This is a genomic window from Pseudovibrio sp. JE062, from assembly GCF_000156235.1.
Classification (GTDB): Bacteria; Pseudomonadota; Alphaproteobacteria; order Rhizobiales; family Stappiaceae; genus Pseudovibrio.
Genome location: NZ_DS996807.1, coordinates 440,519 through 460,518, shown reverse-complemented (window position 1 = coordinate 460,518; position 20,000 = coordinate 440,519). Strand labels below are relative to the sequence as shown.

Below are 20,000 nucleotides of genomic sequence, written 5' to 3'. Positions count from 1 at the left end.
GGGTCGGTAATCATATCTGAGCCGAGCAGCGCTACACCGGTGCCGATGCACAGGATAGAGTTGGTATGGGCAACAGGATTGCCCTCAGCATCCTGAGCCTCAAAGATAACAGGCTCATATTTGAAGTGGTTGCAGAACTGCTCCAGAGCCTGACGATCCGCGTGATTGCTTGGTACAGCGTAAACAACGCGCTCGACATTATCAAACACCATCGCGCCGGTACCTTCGAGAAACTGCTGCTCTTCTTCCAGCTCGGAATAGTCAACGACATCCTGAACCCGGTATTCCGCTTTCAAGAGATCAATAACGTCTTCGCGGCGTTCTTTCCGGCGATTTTCAGCGTGCATTGGATAGATGGTGACATACCCACCAGCATGCGTAGACAACCAATTGTTCAAAAACACTGACTGCGGGGTTTCGCGGGACTTATCTTCAAACAGGTGAACATCTACACCGTGGCGGATCAGTTCATCGGCTGCGGTTGAGATCTCCATATATGCCTGTTCGGCAAAATCAATATCTGCCTGCGCTTCACCAATAAGACTTCTAGAACTGCTCTGCCCTGCATCTTTGCTTGTACTGAAAAACAAAGGGCGGATCATAACAACGGCGGAAGGGGCCTGAACGGATCGGAGAGTAGGTCTGTGAATCGTCATTGGTTCTGCTTCTTATTTGATGAGTTACACAGTGCACCATTCATCGGGCGCAGATTTTTCTTTTGGGAGGATTGGCGCGACTGTCTTTGTGTGGCGACTTCGCTTTTTTCTTTTTGGCTGCTCACCTCCTCCAAGTGATTGCCAGCCAGTTTTCTGATTTATCTTTCAGAAAGTACGCACTAAAAAATATATAAAATTGTGTAAATATTGAGGCATTACATAAAACAACCCTAGAGTCAGATCTTCAAATACCTGTGATTACTAAAGTTAGGTCTTTAATTTCATTAGCTTATGGAAAATCTCAGCTGAGTTAGGGAGGATTACGAACTAGACGGTTTTCATGCGATCATGATGATTGAAGCTACAGGGAATTTGGTTCACTCCTGCCTTAGTGTATGGCTTGAATGGACCGCACTACATTTGAACCGGACAAAAACATGCATGCTCTGATCGTCTATTGCCACCCCAACACTGAGAGTTTCAGTAAGGCCGTTCTTGAACAGGTGGTGACGACGCTCAACCACCAGCAAATCAGCTTTGATGTGATTGATCTTTACGAAGATGATTTTCAACCTGTTTTGACAAAGAGCGAGCTGGACAACTATCTGGACACTGCGCAGAACCAGCAGGGCATTGAGCATCATATTGACGCTTTGAAACGGTGTGACACACTCATCTTCATTTATCCGACCTGGTGGTATGGGCTGCCAGCAATGATCAAAGGATGGCTGGATCGGGTGTTTGTGCCGGGAGTTGCCTTTCGGCTCACCGAGGAAGGCGCGATCAAGCCAAATTTGCAGAACATTAAGAAACTTGCCGTTTTTACCACCTGCGGGGCTCCAAGATGGCTTAGTTTTCTGATGGGTACTCCCGGCAAAAAGACCATTTTGCGCGGTGTACGTTTGCTTTGCAGCCCTTGGGTGAAAACCAGATATGCGGCACACTATAATATGGACAGCTCGACGGATACCTCGAGAAGCCGCCACTTGAAGGTGATTGAACGGAAGACCCGAGGCCTTTGCAAAGCCTAGAGAACAGCCCTCATCTCTGCTCATTCATCAGGTATACATGAGGGCAACCGAATAGTGAGGTGCTTGTCATGTTTCCTCGACGCTATTGGATGGATTTCAAGACAACGGACTTTGAGAGTATCGATCCTCAAAGGACGATAGCGATCTTGCCGACGGCTTCTGTGGAGCAGCATGGCCCTCACCTGCCCCTTGGTGTGGACACCTATATCAACCAGGGCATGCTTGAAACGCTTTGCGCCCGGGCACCGGAAGCCCTGGACTTTCGCATTTTGCCGCTGCAATGCATCGGGAAATCTGACGAGCACATCCATGCGCCCGGTACACTATCATTGCGGGCGGATACCGCCGCCAAGCATTGGATTGATGTTGGCACTTCTGTTGCGGCTTGTGGCATTCGGAAGATGGTAATTGCCAACTCCCATGGAGGCAATCTGGATCTGATCGGGATTGTTGCCCGCGAGCTGCGCATTCGTAGCAAGATGCTGGTTGGGAAATGTCTTTGGTCCAGTTTTGGCGCTCCGGAGGGCATGTTCAGCGAGGAAGAGCTGAAGTTTGGTTTGCATGGTGGAGATGAGGAGACCTCTCTCATGCTGCACTTCCGGGCGGATCTTGTTGATATGCAAAGAGCGCAAGATTTCCGATCTTCTGCGCAGGATCTGGATGAGAACGCCCGTCTTGGCCCAACCGGGCTGCCATCTTACGGGTGGATCGCCTCTGATCTGAACCCGCACGGCACGGTGGGTAATGCGGCTAACGCGAGCTCAGAAAAAGGGCGCTTGACCGCGGAACATCAGGTCGATGGATTTATTGGTTTTCTGCAGGAAACAGCGGACTTTGATATTAGCCGGTTTGATTGAAGGGTCAGTTGTGCTGAACTCTTATAACGTCAGTGCTCGTGACTGATCCGTGTTTTGCATTTTGAGTTGTCGACAGGACTGCCACCTCTGGAGTCGAGCTATGCCATTTTTGAGAGTGTGTTTGATTTTTCTCCTTACAGTTTTTGCTATGCCGACTTTGGGCTTTTCGCAGGAAGCTCTGAGCCTTTCCGGTGGTCAGCGGTGGCTTGTTTTTGCCAGCAGGCAGGATGCCACTGAGGCGGTGCAGTTGGCGGAAGGTTATAAAGATGCTTTGCAGAGCACTGCTTATGAAGACAAAGTTCGCGTGGTGCGATCGGACAATGGGTGGTTTGCCGTTGTGGTTGGCCCAGCACACTTCAAGAGCATTCGGCTGGCCAGAGCGGAGTTCGACACCGTACTGCCGGAAGATGCCTACCTCTCCCGGGGGCGGCGATATGTTGAAACGGTATGGCCTGACAGAGACCGGCAGTTCGATGAGTTTGAAAATCAGGCGCATTTTACGCTGGAGCTGGAAAAACTGCGGGTGAATGCGGACCTCATTGTTGAGCAGACGGACCCCAATGATGCGTTTTCGAAGAACTCCCACGTGCGTATTGCTGGTTGGGTTGGACGTGACAAGGTGTTTTCGTTTGAGACTGAGCCAAGTTACTACCCCGAATATGGGCAGAGCGTTGAAGTGATCCGGCTCGCCAATGAAACAGAGTTGCCGCAGGTCGTTATTAAGCGCTTTACGGGAGGCGCTCATTGTTGCGTGGAGCAACATATCATCACGCAGGACCGAAATGGTGGTTGGGCCATGGTTCAAGGAGCCGTGCTGGACGGGGCTTATGGCTATAGCTTTGAGGATCTGGACGGTGATGGCAGCGTTGAGCTGGTGCGCTCAGACAACAGCTTCCTTTATCTGTTTGCGCCCTATGCGGGGAGTTTTGCACCGCTGTTTGTTGAGAAGCTCTCCTTCGATGAGATTATGGATGCGAATCTGGATCCGGCTTATCAACCAGCATTCCGCAAGGAGTTGGCCTACTTGGAAGAACGGGCTCAGTCAGATCCGGCGCTGTGGGGAGAGAACGGGTTCCTGGCTGCCTGGGCAGCTGTTCGTGCGCGTTTGGGAGAAGGCATGGCGGCGATTGACGAGGCAACCGAGAAGAGCCGCGGGGATGAGGATGATTTTCGCAAATTCGTGTGCCCGGATGGCTCACCAAGTTCTGCCTGCGACTATGAGAATGCAATTGCCCTGCCGTTTCCGATTGGTTTGACGGTGCATCTGATTGAGCAAGGGTATTTGCCAGTTCGACCGCGGCCTTAAGCTGCCTTACCTGAACGCTATCCCGGGCCACATGGCTTCGACGCGGCGGAGTTTGTAGAGGAAGTGTTCCTCATCGCAGTAGCCGGTGTTGCGCTCCATCTTCATGGCAAAAACGCCGGAGAGGCCGAAGGGGGCCAGTACGGTGAACGTACCACTGGCCTCGAGGCGAACGCCGAGGGCGTATGTCTGGACGGGGTCACGTACCAGCGCCTCTGCGGTGCAGGTGACGGGCGTGCCGTTGCTCATGCTGTCTTTATCGTGATGGACAACATGGCCGGCCTGATTGGACAGATGCACCTGATAAGGGCCGGCGCTGAGGACTTGGCGGATATGGCGCAGGTAGGTGGCTTCTTTTTCCAGCGCCTGATCGGAGGGATCGTAATAAGTGATGTAGAGCTGGTGGTTGCCTGCCATGGCGGGTTTGCCCCTGAGCGCTGTCCAGAGTGGCCAGGCGATGGAGGGGCCGGAGATGCACCAGTCCGGAAGGCGGAGGGATCGGATGCCTTTCATGGCGGCGATCAAGTGGGCGTTGGAGCGCAGGATCAGTTCAAGGAGGCGTGTGCGTTCGTCTTCGCTGGTCACTTGAGGATCCGCGAGGGCTGCCTGGTCCAGATACTCCAGGTTGGCATTGGCCAAAGCTGATGGACGCATTAATTTCGGCATTGCCTTGATAACGCCTGCACCGGTTACTTCCTGAACATCGGGCGCTGAACAAGTGCGCTGGTGATGCTCGACTTCCTTGAATTTGCGCAGGTCCTTTTTCAGGAACCGGTGATTGGCTTCCGGGGACATGCTCTACTCTTTCTAACTACTAAAAGATTCCAATGAGATAATCCATTGGTGGGTTGGGGGTTGGTAAACAATGTTGAGGATCAATTTTGCGGAGGTCACCAGCATGGGGGCTGGAAGATGCTTGCGTAGGGGCTGAGAGAGGTACGCTGTTTTAAACGGATAGTTGGGAATGTGGGTATTTCTGATGGGGTAAGGGCGTCGTAGCAGATGGCGGAGTTCGTTGATTTAGGGGGGGGGGAAAATGCTCAGGTTACCATGGGACGATTGTAAGTTCGGGCCAGTGTTTGGTGAGGCGGGTGGCTTTTTGGGTGAAGGTTTGCTGGTTGGGCAGGACCTTGTTGGGGAGCATCTGCATCTGGAAGATGGGCTCCAACCCGAACGGGGCTTCGATTTGCAGGCGGTCGTCCTCGTGCAGGCGGGCGGCGACGGAGTGGGTTGTGGAGGCGTAGTAGAGGAGCGATTCCAGCGAGCAGCCGAGTTTAGGGTAGTCCATGCCGAAGTGCTTGGGGAACCAGAGGTGCACGCGGGCCTGATTGCGGATTTCGACCGGAAGGCCCAGCGGCTCACAGGCTTTGGTGAGCTGCTTGATGACGCGGTCTTCTGCTTCGTAGGATGTATCGGAGTCATCATGATAGATCAGGTCGTAATCCTTGATGCCGTGGCCTGCGTCCCTGCCCGTCAGTGCATTCCAGACGCTTTGGTAAATTGCGCCGGAGGCGAGCCAGGCATCTGGCAGCCCCGCATCACGCAGGATTTTCAGCAGATCATAGAGGGCGGTGGAGCGGATGACCTCTTCAATAAAATACACGCGCCCCTGCTCACCTGCGCCATGGTGAACAGGGGAGACACGTGTTGGCAAGGAGGGGATCTTCTCCTTGGGAGTGAAAGTGCCGGATGGGGTAGAGGTCGCAGAAACTGACATGGACATGATTTTCGTTTGAAAGAGATCAAGCTGCGAAGACTGCCGTTACGACTCGCCCTCAGAAACCAGAACTAAGAGTGAATTAATTTAGTACATAACGGGAACATTATGATAATCTACCACCCAAATCAATCCATGCAAATTTGGGGCTTGGCTACCCGCGAAAATTGACAGGTAGATTCGCCAAGGGTTTGTGCGGGGTGCTTTAGACCCACGAAGATGTGGATAGCAGAAACTGCATGACCACCTTATTTTTGACTGGTTACGCAGCGCATTTCACCCGAAGGTCCAGTTCCCTTGCATACGTATTTGTGCGAGATGCTCCCGAACCGCAGATTTTCCTTGAGATTTGGTGGCATTGGGCAGTAAACCGATGTCGCGCAGCCTTTCGACCACACGGAGCATGAAGATGACCGAGACCCGCCTGACCATTAGACGGCCTGATGACTGGCACCTGCACTTACGTGATGGCGACATGTTGAAGTCCGTTTTGCCATCAACCTCGGCAAACTTCGGACGCGCGATTATCATGCCCAATCTGGTACCGCCTGTAGTCACCAGTCAGGATGCTGCTGGTTACCGGGATCGCATTCTGGCAGCGATGCCAGAAGGCCACGACTTTACCCCGCTCATGACGCTTTATCTCACCGAGACCACGGATGCAGATGATCTGGAGCAGGCCGCCAAGTCTGGTCTGGTGACAGCCGTGAAGCTTTATCCTGCTGGCGCGACAACCAACTCGCAGAGTGGTGTACGCGACTTTGACAAGGTGGCTGGCGTTCTGGAGCGGATGGCAGAGATAGGTCTGCCGCTTCTGGTGCATGGCGAAGTGACCACACCGGACGTAGACATCTTTGACCGTGAGGCGGTGTTCATTGAAACTGTGCTGGACCCGATCCGCCGCAAGTTTCCTAAGCTAAAAGTGGTGATGGAACACATCACGACAGAAGAAGGCGTCAACTATGCCAAGTCTGGCGGTGACAATCTGGGCGCGACGATCACCACGCACCACCTGATCATCAACCGCAATGACCTTCTCGTCGGTGGCATCAAGCCTCACTTCTACTGCCTGCCAGTGGCGAAGCGTGAAAAGCACCGTCTTGCACTGCGGGCCGCGGCGACCTCCGGTGATGCACGGTTCTTCCTTGGCACAGACAGTGCTCCGCACCTTGACCAGAACAAGCTGTGCGAGTGTGGTTGTGCGGGCATCTTCTCTGCGCTCAACACCATGAGCTGTCTGGCGCATGTGTTTGAAGAGGAAGGTGCGCTCGACAAGCTTGAGGCATTCGCCTCGCTCAACGGCCCGGCGTTTTATGGCATGGCGCCCAACACAACCACCGTTGATCTGGTGAAGACCGATGAGAAGGTTGTTTACCCGCCGAACATTCCGACGCCGGAAGGGCCGGTGACCCTCTTCAATCCGGGATTTGATATATTCTGGAAGGTTGAGAACGAGAAATAAGTTTCAAAGCAGTTTGCACCTAATATGGCCGGGGCAAACTGCTTTTTTTTGATGTGAACGAGGGCGGCATCTGCACCAGATCCCCGCTCGTGTTTCAGATCTTTGTTTGTGCGCGTATTCCTGAGAGCCGAAACAGCTTTTCGGGAGCACGCTCTAAACCACCTACTGTGACTTGAGGGACAGCGATGTTTTCCAATTCTTTTCCTGACCGCGAAGTGATGGCGGAACTGACCGCAAAAATGCTCATGGAAATCAAGGCGGTGAACTTCCGTCCAGAAGAGCCGTACATTCTGGCTTCCGGCCTTGCGAGCCCGGTTTATATCGACTGCCGCAAGCTGATCTCCTACCCGCGCATTCGTGGCACCCTGATGGAGTTTGCTGTAGCAACCCTGCTGCGTGATGCGGGCTTTGAGAAGTTTGATGCGATTGCAGGTGGCGAGACTGCTGGCATTCCGTTTGCTGCATGGATTGCAGACAAGATGGCCCTGCCGATGCAATATGTTCGCAAGAAGCCAAAGGGTTATGGCCGTGATGCGCAGATCGAGGGTGACATCCACGAAGGGCAGAACGTGCTGCTGGTGGAAGACCTGACCACCGATGGCGGTTCCAAAATCAAGTTCTGTGAAGCACTGCGCACAGCTGGTGCTGAAGTGACCGACACGCTTGTGGTGTTCTACTACGACATCTTCCCGGAGACGAAAGGCAAGCTGGCAGAGCATGGTGTGAACCTGCACTACCTTGCCACCTGGCACGACATCCTGCGCGTTTGCCGCTCCAATGACTACTTCTCTCCTGAGAAGCTGAATGAAGTTGAGAAGTTCCTCAATAACCCACTGGAATGGTCCGCAGCCAACGGCGGCGTCAGCGAGCTTCCGCTCTAAGCAACGCTTCAACTGGCCAACATACTAGTGAAACGCAGGGCTTCGGCTCTGCGTTTTTTTGTTTCCATCACCAACCCAGCGCTAGAAGAGAGACCTTAGCTTCAGATCATCATTGCCTGGCAAACTCTGATTTTCGTATGCCAGATCTCCAGCCTTCAAGAATGGCCAAAACGTTGTGTTCCGTTGATGCGGCATTTGAGATCTCGAGATCATATACACGATCAGTATGCACCGAATGGAAGTCTTGCTCAGCACTTCCAATAGGCCTGTCCGCTCTGGCCAGTTCGCGCTTCTTCAGCGTTTCCAAATCACAGTGAAGCCCCACAAAGTAAACGTCAAAAGGCTGGAGCAGCTCTCTTAACTCCGGCACCCAATCAGGGTTGTCGAGAATATGCTCTACGATCAGATTGTTCCCTGCATGAGCGTATGCCGCTAGCGAAGCATGGAAGCCGTCAAAAAACGATGTCCTCATGTCCGACCAAATGAAATCTTTATTCTTGATGCGTTTGGTCGGCAGCACGCCCCCATCGCGCAGATGATCAATCGAAATGTGCCAGAATGGCAGTTCAATTGCGTTTTGCAGTGATCGTGCGGTGGTAGACTTTCCGCTGCTAGAAGGGCCGTGCAGAAATATGATTTGCGCGCTCATTTCAGCATTCCATGTAAAATTAAAAAAGTAGATGCTGGCTCATCTCAGAAAATAGAGGTCAGTGGCTTAACTCGAGATTGCCTTATGGAGACATTGCAAGTTTTGCAATCCACTGCAAGAGCTTCAGATTTTCCCGCCTGCGCTGCTTTGCCACAAAAGCAACATGAAGCAAAAGCATATGAAAAACAGCGAAGTTTATGATAATTACGCTGATGTAGCTTTTGCCAAGCCAAGCTCTTACGGGACACTCGGGTTCAGCTCGCACTAAAACAACTGGATTTCTTGCAGATCCACTGCGTGCAAAGCATGGGGTTGTGCTGTGTTGAACAGCAGCACACGTGGGGCGCCATTACAAAAGCAAACAAGCGATTCTGGCGGCACGCAGGGAAGAAAATATGCATGTAATCCGACACCTTATGGTGCCAGCACTGCTGAGTACCGGACTAGCCTTTTCTGTTCCTGTTTTCGCGCAGGATTCTGCCACGCCGCCTCAGCCCAAGCCGACTGCTGCTGCCCAGCAATCGCAATGGTTTCCTGAAACAGATCTGAAGCTGCATCCGCGCGTTATCTCCCGCCAACTGCCCAATGGCATGCGCTATCTGATGGTGCAGAGCCAATCACCGAAGAACCAGATTGAAGTTCGCATGGCGGTTGATGCTGGCTCTTCTCTTGAAAAAGCACCGGAACCGGGCACGGCACACTACCTTGAGCATATGGCGTTTAATGGTTCCACCAATGTGCCAGAAGGTGAAATGGTCGCCTTGCTGGAGCGTGAGGGACTGGCTTTTGGTGCCGGAACCAATGCAACAACCACGCTGAACACCACGACCTATCGCCTGTCCCTGCCCTCCGCCGATGCTGAGCTGTTGGATACGGCCCTGTTCATCATGCGTGAGACAGCCAGTGAGCTGACGCTTTCTGACAGTGCGATTGATCGTGAGCGCGGCGTTGTTGCCTCTGAAATTCGCGGCAATTACGGGCCGGGTTATGACGCGATGGTTTCCCGTTTTGCCTTCCTTTATCCGGGCGTCAAATCACGCACCCTGCTGCCAGTGGGCACCATGGAAGGCATTGATGCCATGGATCAGGCCACGCTGCACGATTTCTACCAGAATTACTACACACCGGGCAGAACCACTCTGGTGGTCACCGGTGACATTGATGTGCAGGCAACTGACGCTGCTATTCAAAAACACTTTGCGGATTGGAAGCGCCCTGCCAATGCCCAGGAGCTGGACAGCAAAGAGCCTGATTTCGGCACACTGCAGGTGGCGCAAGAACCACGTGCAGCAATCTTCGTTGAGCCTTCTTTGCCAACCGTGGTGAGCCTCTATCTGGTCAAGCCATCTCAGGAGCGTGTCGACAACCTGCAGACCCGCATTGATAACGCTGTGCGCGGTATCGGGATCAGCATTTTGCAGGAGCGCCTGCGTGATGCAGCGCTTGCATCTCACGACACCATGGTGAGTGCCGGAACAAGCTACTATCACGAAGATTTTGCGGACACGATTGTTGCCAGCGCGACGCTTGCCACGGACAAATGGCAGGAAGGCTTTGCGCTGCTGGAGCAGAAGCTGCGCCAAACCCTGGCTTATGGCGTGACACAGGAAGAAGTTGATCGCCAATTGGTGGACCGGCTCAATTCTTTGGAAGTTGCCCTGAAAGCAGAAGAGACGCTTCCAAACCGGACCATTGCCAATATTCTGGTGCGTGATGTGCTCAATGAGCGGGTTACCACCTCATCCGCTGATAATCTGGCGTTCTTTAAAGAGCACTTTTCTGACTTGAAAGCGGCGCGGGTTTCTAAGGCTCTGCTGGAGCTTTGGGACAACGCAAAGCCGAACCTTTTCATGACCACCGCTGAGGCCATTCCAAATGCGGAGGAGACGCTTCTTTCTGTGTTTGCAGAAAGCCAGAAACAGCCGGTTGCTGCTTTTGAAGCCAAGGCTCTGAGCAGCTTTGATTATGAGAGCTTTGGTGAGACAGGCAAAGTGGCTCAGCAGACCATCAGCAGTTTTGGTCAGATCCGTTCCTACACCTTTGAAAACGGTGTGGTGCTGAACTTCAAGCAGACGGATTTTGACAAGGGCAAGGTGTTTGTTTCGCTGCATACCGGCCACGGTATTGAGGATCTGCCTGCTGACAAAGATGGTTTGGCAGGGTTCTTCCAGAGCGCGTTCATTGTTGGCGGGCTTGGCAAGTACTCGGTTGCGGATCTGGACAAGGTTCTTTCCGGAACGCAGGTTGGTGTTGGTCTTTCCTTTGGTGAGGATGGTATTTCTGGCCAGTACAGCACGACGCCGGACGATCTGAAGCTGCAGCTGCAGGTGATTGCGGCGTATCTGACTGATCCGGCTTATCGTCCTGAGGGCGCGGCGTTTTACAAGAAGAGCCTGAAAGAAGCCTACAAGCACTCCCGCATTTCACCGGAAGCTGTTCTGGGCCGTGAGTTCTCACGCATTCTCCATGGCGGCGACAAGCGTTGGGGCACTGGCACCGAAGAGGAGCTGTTGCAGCGGAATTATGAGGAGCTGAAGCCGATCATCAGCCGTATTGCGCAAAACGGGCCGGTGGAAATTGGCATTGTGGGTGATCTGGAGGTTCAGGTGGCGCTTGATGCGGTTGCCGAAACCTTTGGCGCTTTGCAGCATACCTATGAGGTTCCAGCACACAGCTATGCGGCTGGCATTGCGTTTCCTGATGCGCAGGCGGTATCGCTGACCCATGAGGGCGACAAGGACGCGGCGCTGTTGCAGTATTACTGGAAAACCAGTGACGATGCAGACGCGGCGCAGAGCTATACCCTGCAGTTGCTGCAAGGTGTGATGGAGCTGCGCTTGCGCGATAAGCTGCGTGAGGCGATGGGGGCCTCTTACAGCCCGTATGCTTTCAACCTGAACTCCAACACAATCAAAGACTTCGGCTACATTGGCCTGTCCAGCTCACTCAAGGTAGACGATGTTGAGCTGGCGGAGACGGTGTATCAGGATATCGTCAAAGGACTACAGGTGGCGGACAACATCACCGAGGATGAGCTGCTGCGCGCGCGCCAGCCGATCCTAGAAGCGATGAACAACGCCGAGCACAGCAACGGGTTGTGGTTTGAGCTGGCCAGTCAGGCTGTCAGTTACCCGGAAGCGATCCAGCGCTATCAGGATTACACGAAGATCCTGAAGCAGATTACACCGGAGGATCTGGTGGTGGCTGCCACAGATTTCCTCGTGCCAGAGCGGAACGTGACGCTGAAGATTTTGCCGGAGTAAGGCGAGTTGAAAAAACGCAGGGTTTGGGCCCTGCGTTTTTGTTTGGTGCTGACGGTTTATATGGCTTGAGCAAAGGCGGGTTCGGCGCTGAAGCTGAGGGTTTCGCCGTCGGCGGGGATCAGGAGTTTCTCGCTCAGGCCTGCTTTTTGGGCTAGCTCTCGCAGTTGGGGGCGGGTGACCGGGCAGTGGTTGATGGCTTCCAGGTGGTTGGCGATCACCTTTCCGGGGGCAATTCTGATGAACTCCATGATCTCATCCAGCGACATGAGGATGTCCTTGCCGATGTCCAGACTGGCGTTGCCTGCTGCGACGACGGCGATATCCGGTTTCAGCGTTTTGAGGCAGTGGCGGACGTCTTTGGAGAGGATGGTGTCACCGGAGATGTAGAGGGTGGGGGCGCCCGGGAGTTCCAGAAAGTAGCCGACACCCGGCCCCATGAACCTTGCAATCCAACCGTAGCCATGGATCGTCGGGATTGGCGTGATGAAGCCATCGAAGAACGGCTGGCGCTGCTCGTCTTTGAGGGGAACTGTGGGAATGCCTCGCTTACCGATGAATGTTTCATCATCCAGACGGCAGAAGACTGGGATTTTCTGAGACAGCAGGAACTTCTTGGCGGCGCCGTCCAGATGATCGGAATGGCCCAGCTGGCAGTGGGTGACCAAGGCGGCGGTGATGCCTTGCAAATGGTCTTGCACGACATCAGGCAGCGGGACCATAGGGTTCCGGCGGCTCTTGTGACGGATGAAGCTGTAGCTGGGGAGCGAGCCTACTTTGCCCAGCATGGGGTCCACCAGAATCTTGTGCTGTTCATGCTGGATGATGAGGGTTGCGTTGCGAAGAAAGTGAAGTTCCATCCTGACCTGCCGCTCTTAAAACTCGTCGGTATCTCCTGATCCTAGTTTTTGACGTGAAAGCTGATATAGTCTGACTAGACATAAATCATACATAATCCGCCAAGTGAGACCTGAGCATGCCTTCCACTATAGCCATTTTGCTGCTGGAGAACTTTCTGGGGCTCGCGGCCTTTGGGTCGGCGGACATGTATGAGACCGCCAACGAGATCGCCAGGGTGCGCGGTGACGAAGGGGCGCCGTTTGCGGTGAAGACTTACTCGCTGGATGGTCAGCCAGTGCGATCCTCCAACGGCATTCTGGTGACACCAGACGGTTCACTTAAAGACATCACCGCTCCGGATGTTGTTTTTCTGCCGGGCATCGGCACCGCAACAGCTCCGCAATGCACGCTCAACACCAGCTGGTTTCAGGGTGTTGCAGAGACACTTCAGCGCCTGTCTCAGGGCGGTGCAATTGTTGCGGCGAGTTGCACAGGCACGTTTTTGCTGGCGGAGGCCGGATTGTTGGATGGTAAGAAGGCAACCACGACCTGGTGGAAGCAGAAGGAGTTTTCATCAGCCTATGACGATGTTGAGCTGGATGGCGATGAGATCCTGATCGATGCGGGCAATGTGATTACCAGCGCAGCGGGAACATCTGCACTGGACCTTGCACTCTACCTGATTAAGCGGCTGAAAGGCCCTGCCCTTTCCCGGCTGTGCGCACGGTTTATGGTACTGGAGGAGAACCGCGGCTCTCAGCAGCCCTTCATGATCCCGTGGCATCAGAAGACGCGGGATGAGACGATTGAGCGGGCGGATCAGTGGGTGCAAAACAACCTGTCTTCCCACCCCATCAAAGTGCAGGACATGGCGGCTTTTCTCGGCATGAGCACCCGCAGCCTGTTGCGCCACTTCCAGCGCAAGCTTTCATTGTCGCCACAACAGTTCATCCTGAACATTCGCTGTGAACGGGCCAAGTCTCAGCTGGAGTATACGAACACTGCCATCGCGAAAATCGCAGAGGTGCTGGGGTATTCCGACGAGAATGCGTTTCGTCGGTCCTTCCTCTCACAGGTGGGCGTATCCCCGGCACAGTACCGGCAGAAATTTCGCAGAGAGGCTTATTAGTCGCCGGAGGACTTATCCGGCACGACAGCAACTGCGTCGATTTCAAACTCGATGATTTCAGTCGCCAGTGCCGGGACTGGAATTAATGTGCTGGCTGGTGGGCTTGCACCGAAGATTTCACGGCGTTTCTTGTTCACGTAATCCAGTCTGTCTTGATTGATGCCTTTGACCAGCACCGTAATTTTCACAGTATCTTCAACACTGCTGCCAGCGGCTTCCAGCGCTTTGATGACGTTCTCAAAAGTGCGATCGACCTGATCTTCAAAAGTGTTGGACCCATCTTTATCAATACCAACCTGCCCGGCTACATAGACCATGCGGGTGTCGGGCGCGACGACAACGATCTGCGAGTAACCAGAGCTGCTTGAATCTGACAGGGTGTCTGGATTGATGATGGTTTTCTGATCTGAACCTGCCGCCAGTGCAGAACCGCTGAACAGGAGTGCGGCACAAAGGCCAAGCGCTTTGCTGGTGAGTTTCATAGGGTACTCATTCTTTGATTTTGAAGTCATTCGTGATGGAGAGCCAAGCCCGGCTCTCCAAAACGCGTAACTGAACTGTTGCAAACTACTTTTTGCCAGCTTTGCCTTTTGGCGGAGCTTTGGGCTTTGGCTCTTCTTTGAAGCAGGCTTTCATCTTTTCAACTTCAGCCTTCAGCTTTGGAATGTCAGAACGAACAGATTTAACCTTGCCGTTCTTGAGGGCTGCGTCGACTTTGGTCATAATTTTGTTTGCAGCTGCTTTGTGCTTGTCAAAATCCAGCTTTTTCTGCGGATCGGCCAGTGTCGCAAGTTTTCCAGAAAGCTTCTTGATTTCTTTGCGCGCATCTTCAACTGCGGCCTGATACTGCTTCTTGCGCTTCGCAATTTCCTCGCTGTTGCCAGGTTGCAGATCCAGCATCACTGTTTTGGCTTCTTCCAGTTCCTCTTCTGCTTCTAGGAACTTGTCCGCCTCCAATGTCTTCAGAGTCTGATCAAGGCCTGCCTTGGCTTCCTCAAAGATATCCTGAAACTCTTCGCGTGCGTTGTCGTCCTGGATCTTATCTTTTTCCTTGCCCAGCTCTTCCAGCTCAGCTTTTGCTTCATCAATCTTGGCGCGCAGCTCAGCAAATGCTTCTTCCGGATCTTTTGCTGAGGAGTAATAAGCCGCCTCCAGGGCGTCCCTCATGAACTCCAGCTGGTCCACCGCATCTTTGAGTGCATCACTTGCACCGCCCCTGCCCGCACCGGCCTGGGCCTTATCGATGTTGCTGTCTACGGCGACGTAGGCCTGATCAAAATATCGCAGCTGTTGTGCCAGATCGCGGTCGAGCTTGGCCTTGCCCTCGATCTCTGATCGTCTGGCGTAGGTGGCATTCAGTGTTTTTCGGAGATAATCAACATGCTCTGCAACTGGCGTTTTGCCATCAATGCGCAGGTTTTCTTTCTTGGGGCGGTCGAAGTTTGTTTTGGGTCCATCCCATTTGAGATTACAAGCGCTTAGGACTTCTTCAACCCATACATCAACCTCTGGAGAGATTGTTTGTTCGTCTACGTCAGACATATAGCAACTCCAGGTCAAAGGCGGTTACTGCTCAAAAATTTTGCGGCATTATGCTTTGCTTCGAGCGATTTGAGTTCAGATTCCCTTGTTTGAGTGAAAACGGTTTGAAGGAGATGCCTCAAGCTTTGAGCAAACTTGAAGTGTTTGCCCCATGAAGCCTTGAGGCTGACTTGAAGCGAGGCCTGCCCTGCCATCTTCAGACCCCAGATGGCTAAAACGCGATTGCACGCTGCAAGAGAACCCTAAGATTTGTGCCCAAGCATCTGCGCAGGCGCGAAAGCCGATGGCTGACGCGATTGGCGACAACACCAGTGCAGCTGTTGATGTGCCTGGTCTGGTGCCGATGACCGCATCAATAAAGGGAAACAAACATGCGACTGAAGTTACTCGCAGCAGCAGTTATTGCCGGTTCACTCGGCTATACCAGTCAACTCGACTTTGCAGAGGTTCCAACGGGCGTCTCTCTCTTCTTTGGCATTGGCAAAGCCAACGCACAGAACCCGCAAATCAATCAGTCCCGACGCGTCGCTCGCCGGACGTCACGCAGAACCTCCAGACGCACCAATTACCGCCAGTCCATCTCTGGCTGCACGCCTTACAACTCCTATTACAATTGCGGCGGCGTTTATTACCGGCCTGTCGTGCAAGACGGTGTGACTGTCTATGTGGTTGTTAATCCCTGATTTTGCTGTTTTGGAGATCTGATATGATGAAATCAGTTAGCACTGCTTTGCTCGGCGTTGGCCTGATGCTTGGGGCCACCAGCTTCCATGCATCCGCGCAGGATGCGGCCAGAGGTGTGTTTCAGGCCTGTGAGCCGGAGATCAAAGCTCATTGCAGCGAGGTGACACCCGGTGAAGGACGCATCTTCGCCTGCATGTACGCCTATGAAGACAAGCTGAGCGCCAGATGCTCTCATGCTATTGATGATCTTGCTGATGCAATGGACTTCCTGTTTGCCAATGCCAATGAGGCTCTTGCAATCTGCGCGCCCGACATTGAGGCACAATGCTCAGAGACCGAAGTCGGCGGAGGCCGCATTCTGACGTGCCTGAATGAAAAGCAAGACAAAGTTGGAGCTGAATGTAAGCAAGTGATTGATGTCTTCAGCGAAAAGTTTGGCTTGAAGGATGACGGTTCCTAATATTCTGAATGCGCTGCTGGGCGAGGTGATACGCTTGCCCAGTCACCCGCTTTCCAGCTTTTTCTAATGAAGAAAACTAAGCCAGCATACTTTCCGCGAAACAATATTATCTGCACGACACATGTTTTATTATAAAATAATGCACGATAAATCTGCCTAATCTATCGATCGCGTCAGAAGACTGATGAATAATGCTTTTTGCATTTATTCCCTTAAAGATAATTCGTTTTTCTGACGCAGCGTCAGTTGATAGAAAAACTGCGTACGCATGATCATTACATAAATTGTGGGAGATCATCGGTAGGAGCCATTTCTGCCGGTCATGGATCATTGTTGCTTGTTGCCTGACCAGTGTTTTGTTCTTCTCTGACGATCTGTGAGCTTTTGACCTGGATGCTGTGACACATGAAGACCACCAGATTGTTTTTTGCGGTTGTTGTTTTCTGGTTTTCCGTTTTTGGTGCGAAAGCCTCCATGCCGGTCAATCCTGACCGACCCTACTCAGAAACCACCTGTTCCTATGCCATTGAACGGTTGAAGGAGGCTGTGGCTGGCAGCCCTTTGCAAAGTCGCAAAGAGCAGCAGCGGACTGTTCAATATGCCACCGAGCAAGTGGAGCGTGCGTGCCTGGAAGATGCTGGGCGGACGGACAAACCACCGAAGCCCCAGCGGAAATGAACTCATTCATCTGAATGTCCATTTTTAAGCTGGAGAACAGAATGACAAATCTCTACGAGACCAGAGATGCCGCAGACGACGCGTCAACATCCTACCGTTTGAGGGACACGGGGCAGGATGCGCAGGGCACTCAAGACAATATCTTTGAGACGGTTCAAGGCACTATTTCCAACGATGGCGACCACGACTGGTACAAGGTTGAGCTGGTCGCCGGGCAGACCTACACCTTTGCGGCCATTGGAACTTTTGATGGCGAGAGCCGATTGGTAGACCCTTATCTGCGCCTGCGCGATGCAGAGGGCAACCTGTTGGTGGAAGACGATGATGGCGGGCCGGGAGCCCATTCCAACATCACCTTTACCGCAACCACCAGCGGCACCTACTACCTTGATGTGGCGAGCTATGGGGAACAGGGAACCGGGCAGTATGGCCTTTCTGTCGTGGAGGGCGACAAGGCTTATTATGATGGCAACATGGGTGCCGGTGCCTTACTTCGTCCGGGGCTTTCGTGGAGTGGGCCGGGCACGCCTGCGACCGTAACCTATGGGTTCCGCGAGAACAACAACGGAGTTGAGGACACGTTTGCCCACGTAACGGATGCGCAGATTGCCGCCATTGAGGGTGTGTTGGCTTCCTACTCTGAGGTAGCAAACATCTCATTTGCGCGGGTGAACCCGGAGGGTTTCACTGATGATGCGACCATTCTGTTTTCCAACTACCACTCCACCACGGATGGGGCTGGTGCTTATGCCTATTACCCGGGTTCGGCAGAGGCTGATGCATATGAAGGAGATGTGTGGCTGAACACAAACAGTGTCTCCACCGACGAGCTGCCGACTGGATCTTACAGCCACTTTGCAGTGATGCATGAGGTTGGCCATGCGGTTGGGCTGGCGCATCCGGGGGATTACAACGCCGGACCGGGTGTTCGCATCACCTATGATGATCATGCTCAGTTCAGACAGGATACGCAGCAGTATTCCGTGATGAGCTACTTTGATGAGAGCAATGCGGACTCCAATCTTGGTTACGGCGGTTTCCCGGACACTCTGATGCCACTGGATATTCTGGCTCTGCAGCAGCTTTACGGCGTGAACACCACCACCCGTGCGGATGACACGGTGTATGGCTACAACTCCAACGCCGGTGGCGTCTATGACTTCTCCGAGGGTATGCCGAGTGCTCTGACCATCTGGGATGCTGGCGGGAATGACACCATCGATATGTCTGGCGCTGGCAAGGTGAACCAGATGATCAGCCTGATCGACGGTTCATTTTCCAACGTGGGCGGCGGCTTGAGCAATCTGGCGATCGCTTATAATGCCGTGATCGAGAATGCCATTGGCAGCGGCGGAAATGACACCATCATCGGCAACGCGGCTGGCAACACGCTGACGGGTAAAGCTGGCAATGACACACTGATCGGCAATGGCGGCAAAGACAAGCTGATTGGCGGAAATGGCCATGACACCCTGCGCGGTGGTTCTGGCAGCGACGTGCTGAAAGGTGGTGCTGGAGACGATACGCTGGATGGCGGTTCCGGGGCGGATAAGCTGATCGCCGGAGCTGGTGACGATACCCTCACCGGCGGTTCTGGCTCTGATAACTTCTGCTTCTTCAACGTGGGTGGCGATGACACCATCAACGACTTTGAACTTGGTAGTGACCTTATCTCCATCAAGAGCCGCATGGCAGAGTTTGCGAACCTGACCATCTTTGATGATGGCGGGGATACGGTGATCACCTTTGGAACCAACTCCATTTCTCTGGTGAACGTGGATGCTGCGCTGCTGAGCGAAAGTGACTTTGCTTTCGTGTAAACAGCCAGATCTGGTCAGTGCCCCTCCAACCCAGGGCACTGACTCAGCTGTTAAGCGATAGCGGGCTCTTTATGCTCCGCCGACAGCATGCCGTTGAACTGTGCAATGGCTTCCTCATTCAGCCCAGCGGCCTGGAATACAGCTGCGGTGAAGGATACAGGTGCCGTGCCCGGAGCGGTGATGATGTTTTGATCTGCGACTGCAGCTGATGTTTGATGAAAGTGCTCTGCACCAGTGTAGCTCTTCACATTTTGCTGCAGAAACTCGGCATTATTTGATGTGTGTGCTACTTCATTAAGCAGGCCCGCTCTGGCAAGTGCCAGTGTGCCACCGCAGATGCCCGCAACTACAACACCGCGCTGATGATTGGCTCGCAGCAGATCGGCAACATCCGGCGCCTGATCGGCTTCCCAATTGGTGCCGCCAACAACAACGATGACGGTTGGTTCAAACGCTCTGATCTCGTCCAGCTTGCGTGAAACAACGGCAGAGAGGCCGCCCATGGACCTTACAGTCCCAGCCTGCGGCGAAAAGAACTCAACCTGCATACCGAAATAAGGACTGCCCGTTCCTGCAATCAGCGCGTACTCCCAATCCGCAAAGCCCTGTGTGAGGATCACTGCAATCTTCGTCATTTCCAATAGCCTTATGTGTAATCCATCCAATGGATCGTCTTAATTTCAATCATTATGTTCACTATATGTTCCAAATCTTTTCCTGACTACCCTTTTCTTCTCAGGATAGCTAAACCGATGCTCCCTCATCCCTTTACGTAAATTCCTTTGATCTGAACTACCACGCCCTTTCTTAGGGATTTTGGAAAGCCTCGAGATGTGCTGCGTTAGTGGTCACCGTCTGGTTGGGGAGGCCTAAATGGGGCAATGGAAACTTCCTGTTCAGGCTGCAATCGCGGCACTGATGATGGGATGTGCCACGTTTGTTGCCTTTGCAGTTGATGGAAAACCACCACAGCATTATCCGGAGCTGGTTGGACAATGGGTAGTGATCAAAAGAGATGCCGTATACTGGCA

General features: G+C 53.2%; 19 protein-coding genes (1 of these 19 cut by a window edge). 11 read left to right on the top strand and 8 right to left on the bottom strand.

Annotated features, from left to right (window positions below):
* On the bottom strand, positions 1 to 656 hold the 5' portion of the coding sequence (gene ctlX / locus PJE062_RS09710) for a citrulline utilization hydrolase CtlX (RefSeq protein ID WP_208982235.1). 328 nt of this gene lie to the left of the window's left edge; only the first 656 of its 984 coding nucleotides appear in the window; its start codon is at positions 654 to 656; its stop codon lies beyond the left edge, outside the window.
* Positions 657 to 1,060: 404 nt separating this feature from the next.
* Between ctlX and PJE062_RS09705 the strand changes: the two genes are divergently transcribed.
* The 3 genes from PJE062_RS09705 (at position 1,061) to PJE062_RS09695 (ending at position 3,850) form a co-directional block, all read left to right on the top strand.
* Positions 1,061 to 1,687 carry an NAD(P)H-dependent oxidoreductase gene (locus PJE062_RS09705; RefSeq protein ID WP_008548502.1) on the top strand — a complete coding sequence of 209 codons (627 nt, stop codon included), beginning with the start codon at positions 1,061 to 1,063 and terminating at the stop codon, positions 1,685 to 1,687.
* A 68-nt stretch (positions 1,688 to 1,755) separates the two neighbouring features.
* Positions 1,756 to 2,544 carry a creatininase family protein gene (locus PJE062_RS09700; protein ID WP_008548792.1) on the top strand — a complete coding sequence of 263 codons (789 nt, stop codon included), beginning with the start codon at positions 1,756 to 1,758 and terminating at the stop codon, positions 2,542 to 2,544.
* A 115-nt stretch (positions 2,545 to 2,659) separates the two neighbouring features.
* Complete coding sequence (locus tag PJE062_RS09695; RefSeq protein WP_247643113.1) at positions 2,660 to 3,850, top strand: hypothetical protein; 1,191 nt, start codon at positions 2,660 to 2,662, stop codon at positions 3,848 to 3,850.
* 6 nt (positions 3,851 to 3,856) lie between these two features.
* Here PJE062_RS09695 and PJE062_RS09690 read toward each other — a convergent pair whose 3' ends face one another.
* Together PJE062_RS09690 and PJE062_RS09685 are read right to left on the bottom strand one after the other, a co-directional pair.
* On the bottom strand, positions 3,857 to 4,642 hold the full coding sequence (locus PJE062_RS09690; RefSeq protein ID WP_008548600.1) for a nucleotidyltransferase family protein: 786 nt from the start codon (positions 4,640 to 4,642) through the stop codon (positions 3,857 to 3,859).
* Between the two features lie 250 nt (positions 4,643 to 4,892).
* Positions 4,893 to 5,570 carry a nucleotidyltransferase family protein gene (locus PJE062_RS09685; protein ID WP_008548230.1) on the bottom strand — a complete coding sequence of 226 codons (678 nt, stop codon included), beginning with the start codon at positions 5,568 to 5,570 and terminating at the stop codon, positions 4,893 to 4,895.
* 403 nt (positions 5,571 to 5,973) lie between these two features.
* Between PJE062_RS09685 and pyrC the strand changes: the two genes are divergently transcribed.
* Positions 5,974 to 7,026: a dihydroorotase gene (gene pyrC / locus PJE062_RS09680; protein ID WP_008548491.1), complete on the top strand. Its 1,053-nt coding sequence runs from the start codon at positions 5,974 to 5,976 to the stop codon at positions 7,024 to 7,026.
* A gap of 185 nt (positions 7,027 to 7,211) precedes the next feature.
* Complete coding sequence (locus PJE062_RS09675) at positions 7,212 to 7,907, top strand: orotate phosphoribosyltransferase (protein ID WP_008548694.1); 696 nt, start codon at positions 7,212 to 7,214, stop codon at positions 7,905 to 7,907.
* A 109-nt stretch (positions 7,908 to 8,016) separates the two neighbouring features.
* On the opposite strand, the gene PJE062_RS09670 is transcribed toward PJE062_RS09675, so the two are convergent.
* Complete coding sequence (locus PJE062_RS09670) at positions 8,017 to 8,556, bottom strand: chloramphenicol phosphotransferase CPT family protein (RefSeq protein ID WP_008548767.1); 540 nt, start codon at positions 8,554 to 8,556, stop codon at positions 8,017 to 8,019.
* Between the two features lie 395 nt (positions 8,557 to 8,951).
* On the opposite strand from PJE062_RS09670, the gene PJE062_RS09665 reads away from it, so the two are divergent.
* Positions 8,952 to 11,819: a pitrilysin family protein gene (locus tag PJE062_RS09665; protein WP_008548794.1), complete on the top strand. Its 2,868-nt coding sequence runs from the start codon at positions 8,952 to 8,954 to the stop codon at positions 11,817 to 11,819.
* 56 nt (positions 11,820 to 11,875) lie between these two features.
* Here PJE062_RS09665 and PJE062_RS09660 read toward each other — a convergent pair whose 3' ends face one another.
* The gene (locus tag PJE062_RS09660; RefSeq protein WP_157039109.1) at positions 11,876 to 12,676 is read right to left on the bottom strand and encodes an MBL fold metallo-hydrolase; all 801 of its coding nucleotides are present in this window, start codon (positions 12,674 to 12,676) and stop codon (positions 11,876 to 11,878) included.
* Positions 12,677 to 12,792: 116 nt separating this feature from the next.
* Between PJE062_RS09660 and PJE062_RS09655 the strand changes: the two genes are divergently transcribed.
* Positions 12,793 to 13,785 carry a GlxA family transcriptional regulator gene (locus tag PJE062_RS09655; RefSeq protein ID WP_008548307.1) on the top strand — a complete coding sequence of 331 codons (993 nt, stop codon included), beginning with the start codon at positions 12,793 to 12,795 and terminating at the stop codon, positions 13,783 to 13,785.
* Here the strand turns inward: PJE062_RS09655 and PJE062_RS09650 are convergent.
* Both PJE062_RS09650 and PJE062_RS09645 read right to left on the bottom strand, forming a co-directional pair.
* Positions 13,782 to 14,267: a RidA family protein gene (locus PJE062_RS09650; RefSeq protein WP_008548179.1), complete on the bottom strand. Its 486-nt coding sequence runs from the start codon at positions 14,265 to 14,267 to the stop codon at positions 13,782 to 13,784. The two genes, PJE062_RS09655 and PJE062_RS09650, sit on opposite strands and share 4 nt — an antisense overlap.
* 85 nt (positions 14,268 to 14,352) lie before the next feature.
* Positions 14,353 to 15,327, bottom strand: a complete 975-nt coding sequence (locus PJE062_RS09645; RefSeq protein ID WP_008548279.1) for a hypothetical protein — start codon at positions 15,325 to 15,327, stop codon at positions 14,353 to 14,355.
* 371 nt (positions 15,328 to 15,698) lie between these two features.
* Here PJE062_RS09645 and PJE062_RS09635 point away from each other — a divergent pair, with 371 nt between their 5' ends.
* From PJE062_RS09635 to PJE062_RS09620, 4 genes are all read left to right on the top strand, one after another.
* Positions 15,699 to 16,010: a hypothetical protein gene (locus tag PJE062_RS09635; protein WP_008548361.1), complete on the top strand. Its 312-nt coding sequence runs from the start codon at positions 15,699 to 15,701 to the stop codon at positions 16,008 to 16,010.
* Between the two features lie 23 nt (positions 16,011 to 16,033).
* Positions 16,034 to 16,471 (top strand): cysteine rich repeat-containing protein, encoded by a 438-nt coding sequence (locus PJE062_RS09630; protein WP_008548260.1) that lies wholly within the window; start codon positions 16,034 to 16,036, stop codon positions 16,469 to 16,471.
* A gap of 405 nt (positions 16,472 to 16,876) precedes the next feature.
* Positions 16,877 to 17,149, top strand: coding sequence for a hypothetical protein (locus tag PJE062_RS09625; RefSeq protein ID WP_198136841.1), 273 nt, complete (start codon positions 16,877 to 16,879; stop codon positions 17,147 to 17,149).
* Between the two features lie 41 nt (positions 17,150 to 17,190).
* On the top strand, positions 17,191 to 18,969 hold the full coding sequence (locus PJE062_RS09620; RefSeq protein ID WP_008548731.1) for a M10 family metallopeptidase C-terminal domain-containing protein: 1,779 nt from the start codon (positions 17,191 to 17,193) through the stop codon (positions 18,967 to 18,969).
* 50 nt (positions 18,970 to 19,019) lie between these two features.
* On the opposite strand, the gene PJE062_RS09615 is transcribed toward PJE062_RS09620, so the two are convergent.
* Positions 19,020 to 19,604 carry a DJ-1/PfpI family protein gene (locus tag PJE062_RS09615; protein WP_008548753.1) on the bottom strand — a complete coding sequence of 195 codons (585 nt, stop codon included), beginning with the start codon at positions 19,602 to 19,604 and terminating at the stop codon, positions 19,020 to 19,022.
* Between the last annotated feature and the right edge of the window lie 396 nt (positions 19,605 to 20,000).

What these genes read in the sequence shown, in the direction of transcription:
- PJE062_RS09705 (WP_008548502.1), top strand. Translation starts at nt 1,061, where the DNA reads ATGGACCGCACTACATTTGAACCGGACAAAAACATGCATGCTCTGATC.
- PJE062_RS09700 (WP_008548792.1), top strand. Translation starts at nt 1,756, where the DNA reads ATGTTTCCTCGACGCTATTGGATGGATTTCAAGACAACGGACTTTGAG.
- PJE062_RS09690 (WP_008548600.1), bottom strand. Translation starts at nt 4,642, where the DNA reads ATGTCCCCGGAAGCCAATCACCGGTTCCTGAAAAAGGACCTGCGCAAA.
- PJE062_RS09685 (WP_008548230.1), bottom strand. Translation starts at nt 5,570, where the DNA reads ATGTCCATGTCAGTTTCTGCGACCTCTACCCCATCCGGCACTTTCACT.
- pyrC (WP_008548491.1), top strand. Translation starts at nt 5,974, where the DNA reads ATGACCGAGACCCGCCTGACCATTAGACGGCCTGATGACTGGCACCTG.
- PJE062_RS09675 (WP_008548694.1), top strand. Translation starts at nt 7,212, where the DNA reads ATGTTTTCCAATTCTTTTCCTGACCGCGAAGTGATGGCGGAACTGACC.
- PJE062_RS09670 (WP_008548767.1), bottom strand. Translation starts at nt 8,556, where the DNA reads ATGAGCGCGCAAATCATATTTCTGCACGGCCCTTCTAGCAGCGGAAAG.
- PJE062_RS09665 (WP_008548794.1), top strand. Translation starts at nt 8,952, where the DNA reads ATGCATGTAATCCGACACCTTATGGTGCCAGCACTGCTGAGTACCGGA.
- PJE062_RS09660 (WP_157039109.1), bottom strand. Translation starts at nt 12,676, where the DNA reads ATGGAACTTCACTTTCTTCGCAACGCAACCCTCATCATCCAGCATGAA.
- PJE062_RS09655 (WP_008548307.1), top strand. Translation starts at nt 12,793, where the DNA reads ATGCCTTCCACTATAGCCATTTTGCTGCTGGAGAACTTTCTGGGGCTC.
- PJE062_RS09650 (WP_008548179.1), bottom strand. Translation starts at nt 14,267, where the DNA reads ATGAAACTCACCAGCAAAGCGCTTGGCCTTTGTGCCGCACTCCTGTTC.
- PJE062_RS09645 (WP_008548279.1), bottom strand. Translation starts at nt 15,327, where the DNA reads ATGTCTGACGTAGACGAACAAACAATCTCTCCAGAGGTTGATGTATGG.
- PJE062_RS09635 (WP_008548361.1), top strand. Translation starts at nt 15,699, where the DNA reads ATGCGACTGAAGTTACTCGCAGCAGCAGTTATTGCCGGTTCACTCGGC.
- PJE062_RS09630 (WP_008548260.1), top strand. Translation starts at nt 16,034, where the DNA reads ATGATGAAATCAGTTAGCACTGCTTTGCTCGGCGTTGGCCTGATGCTT.
- PJE062_RS09625 (WP_198136841.1), top strand. Translation starts at nt 16,877, where the DNA reads ATGAAGACCACCAGATTGTTTTTTGCGGTTGTTGTTTTCTGGTTTTCC.
- PJE062_RS09620 (WP_008548731.1), top strand. Translation starts at nt 17,191, where the DNA reads ATGACAAATCTCTACGAGACCAGAGATGCCGCAGACGACGCGTCAACA.
- PJE062_RS09615 (WP_008548753.1), bottom strand. Translation starts at nt 19,604, where the DNA reads ATGACGAAGATTGCAGTGATCCTCACACAGGGCTTTGCGGATTGGGAG.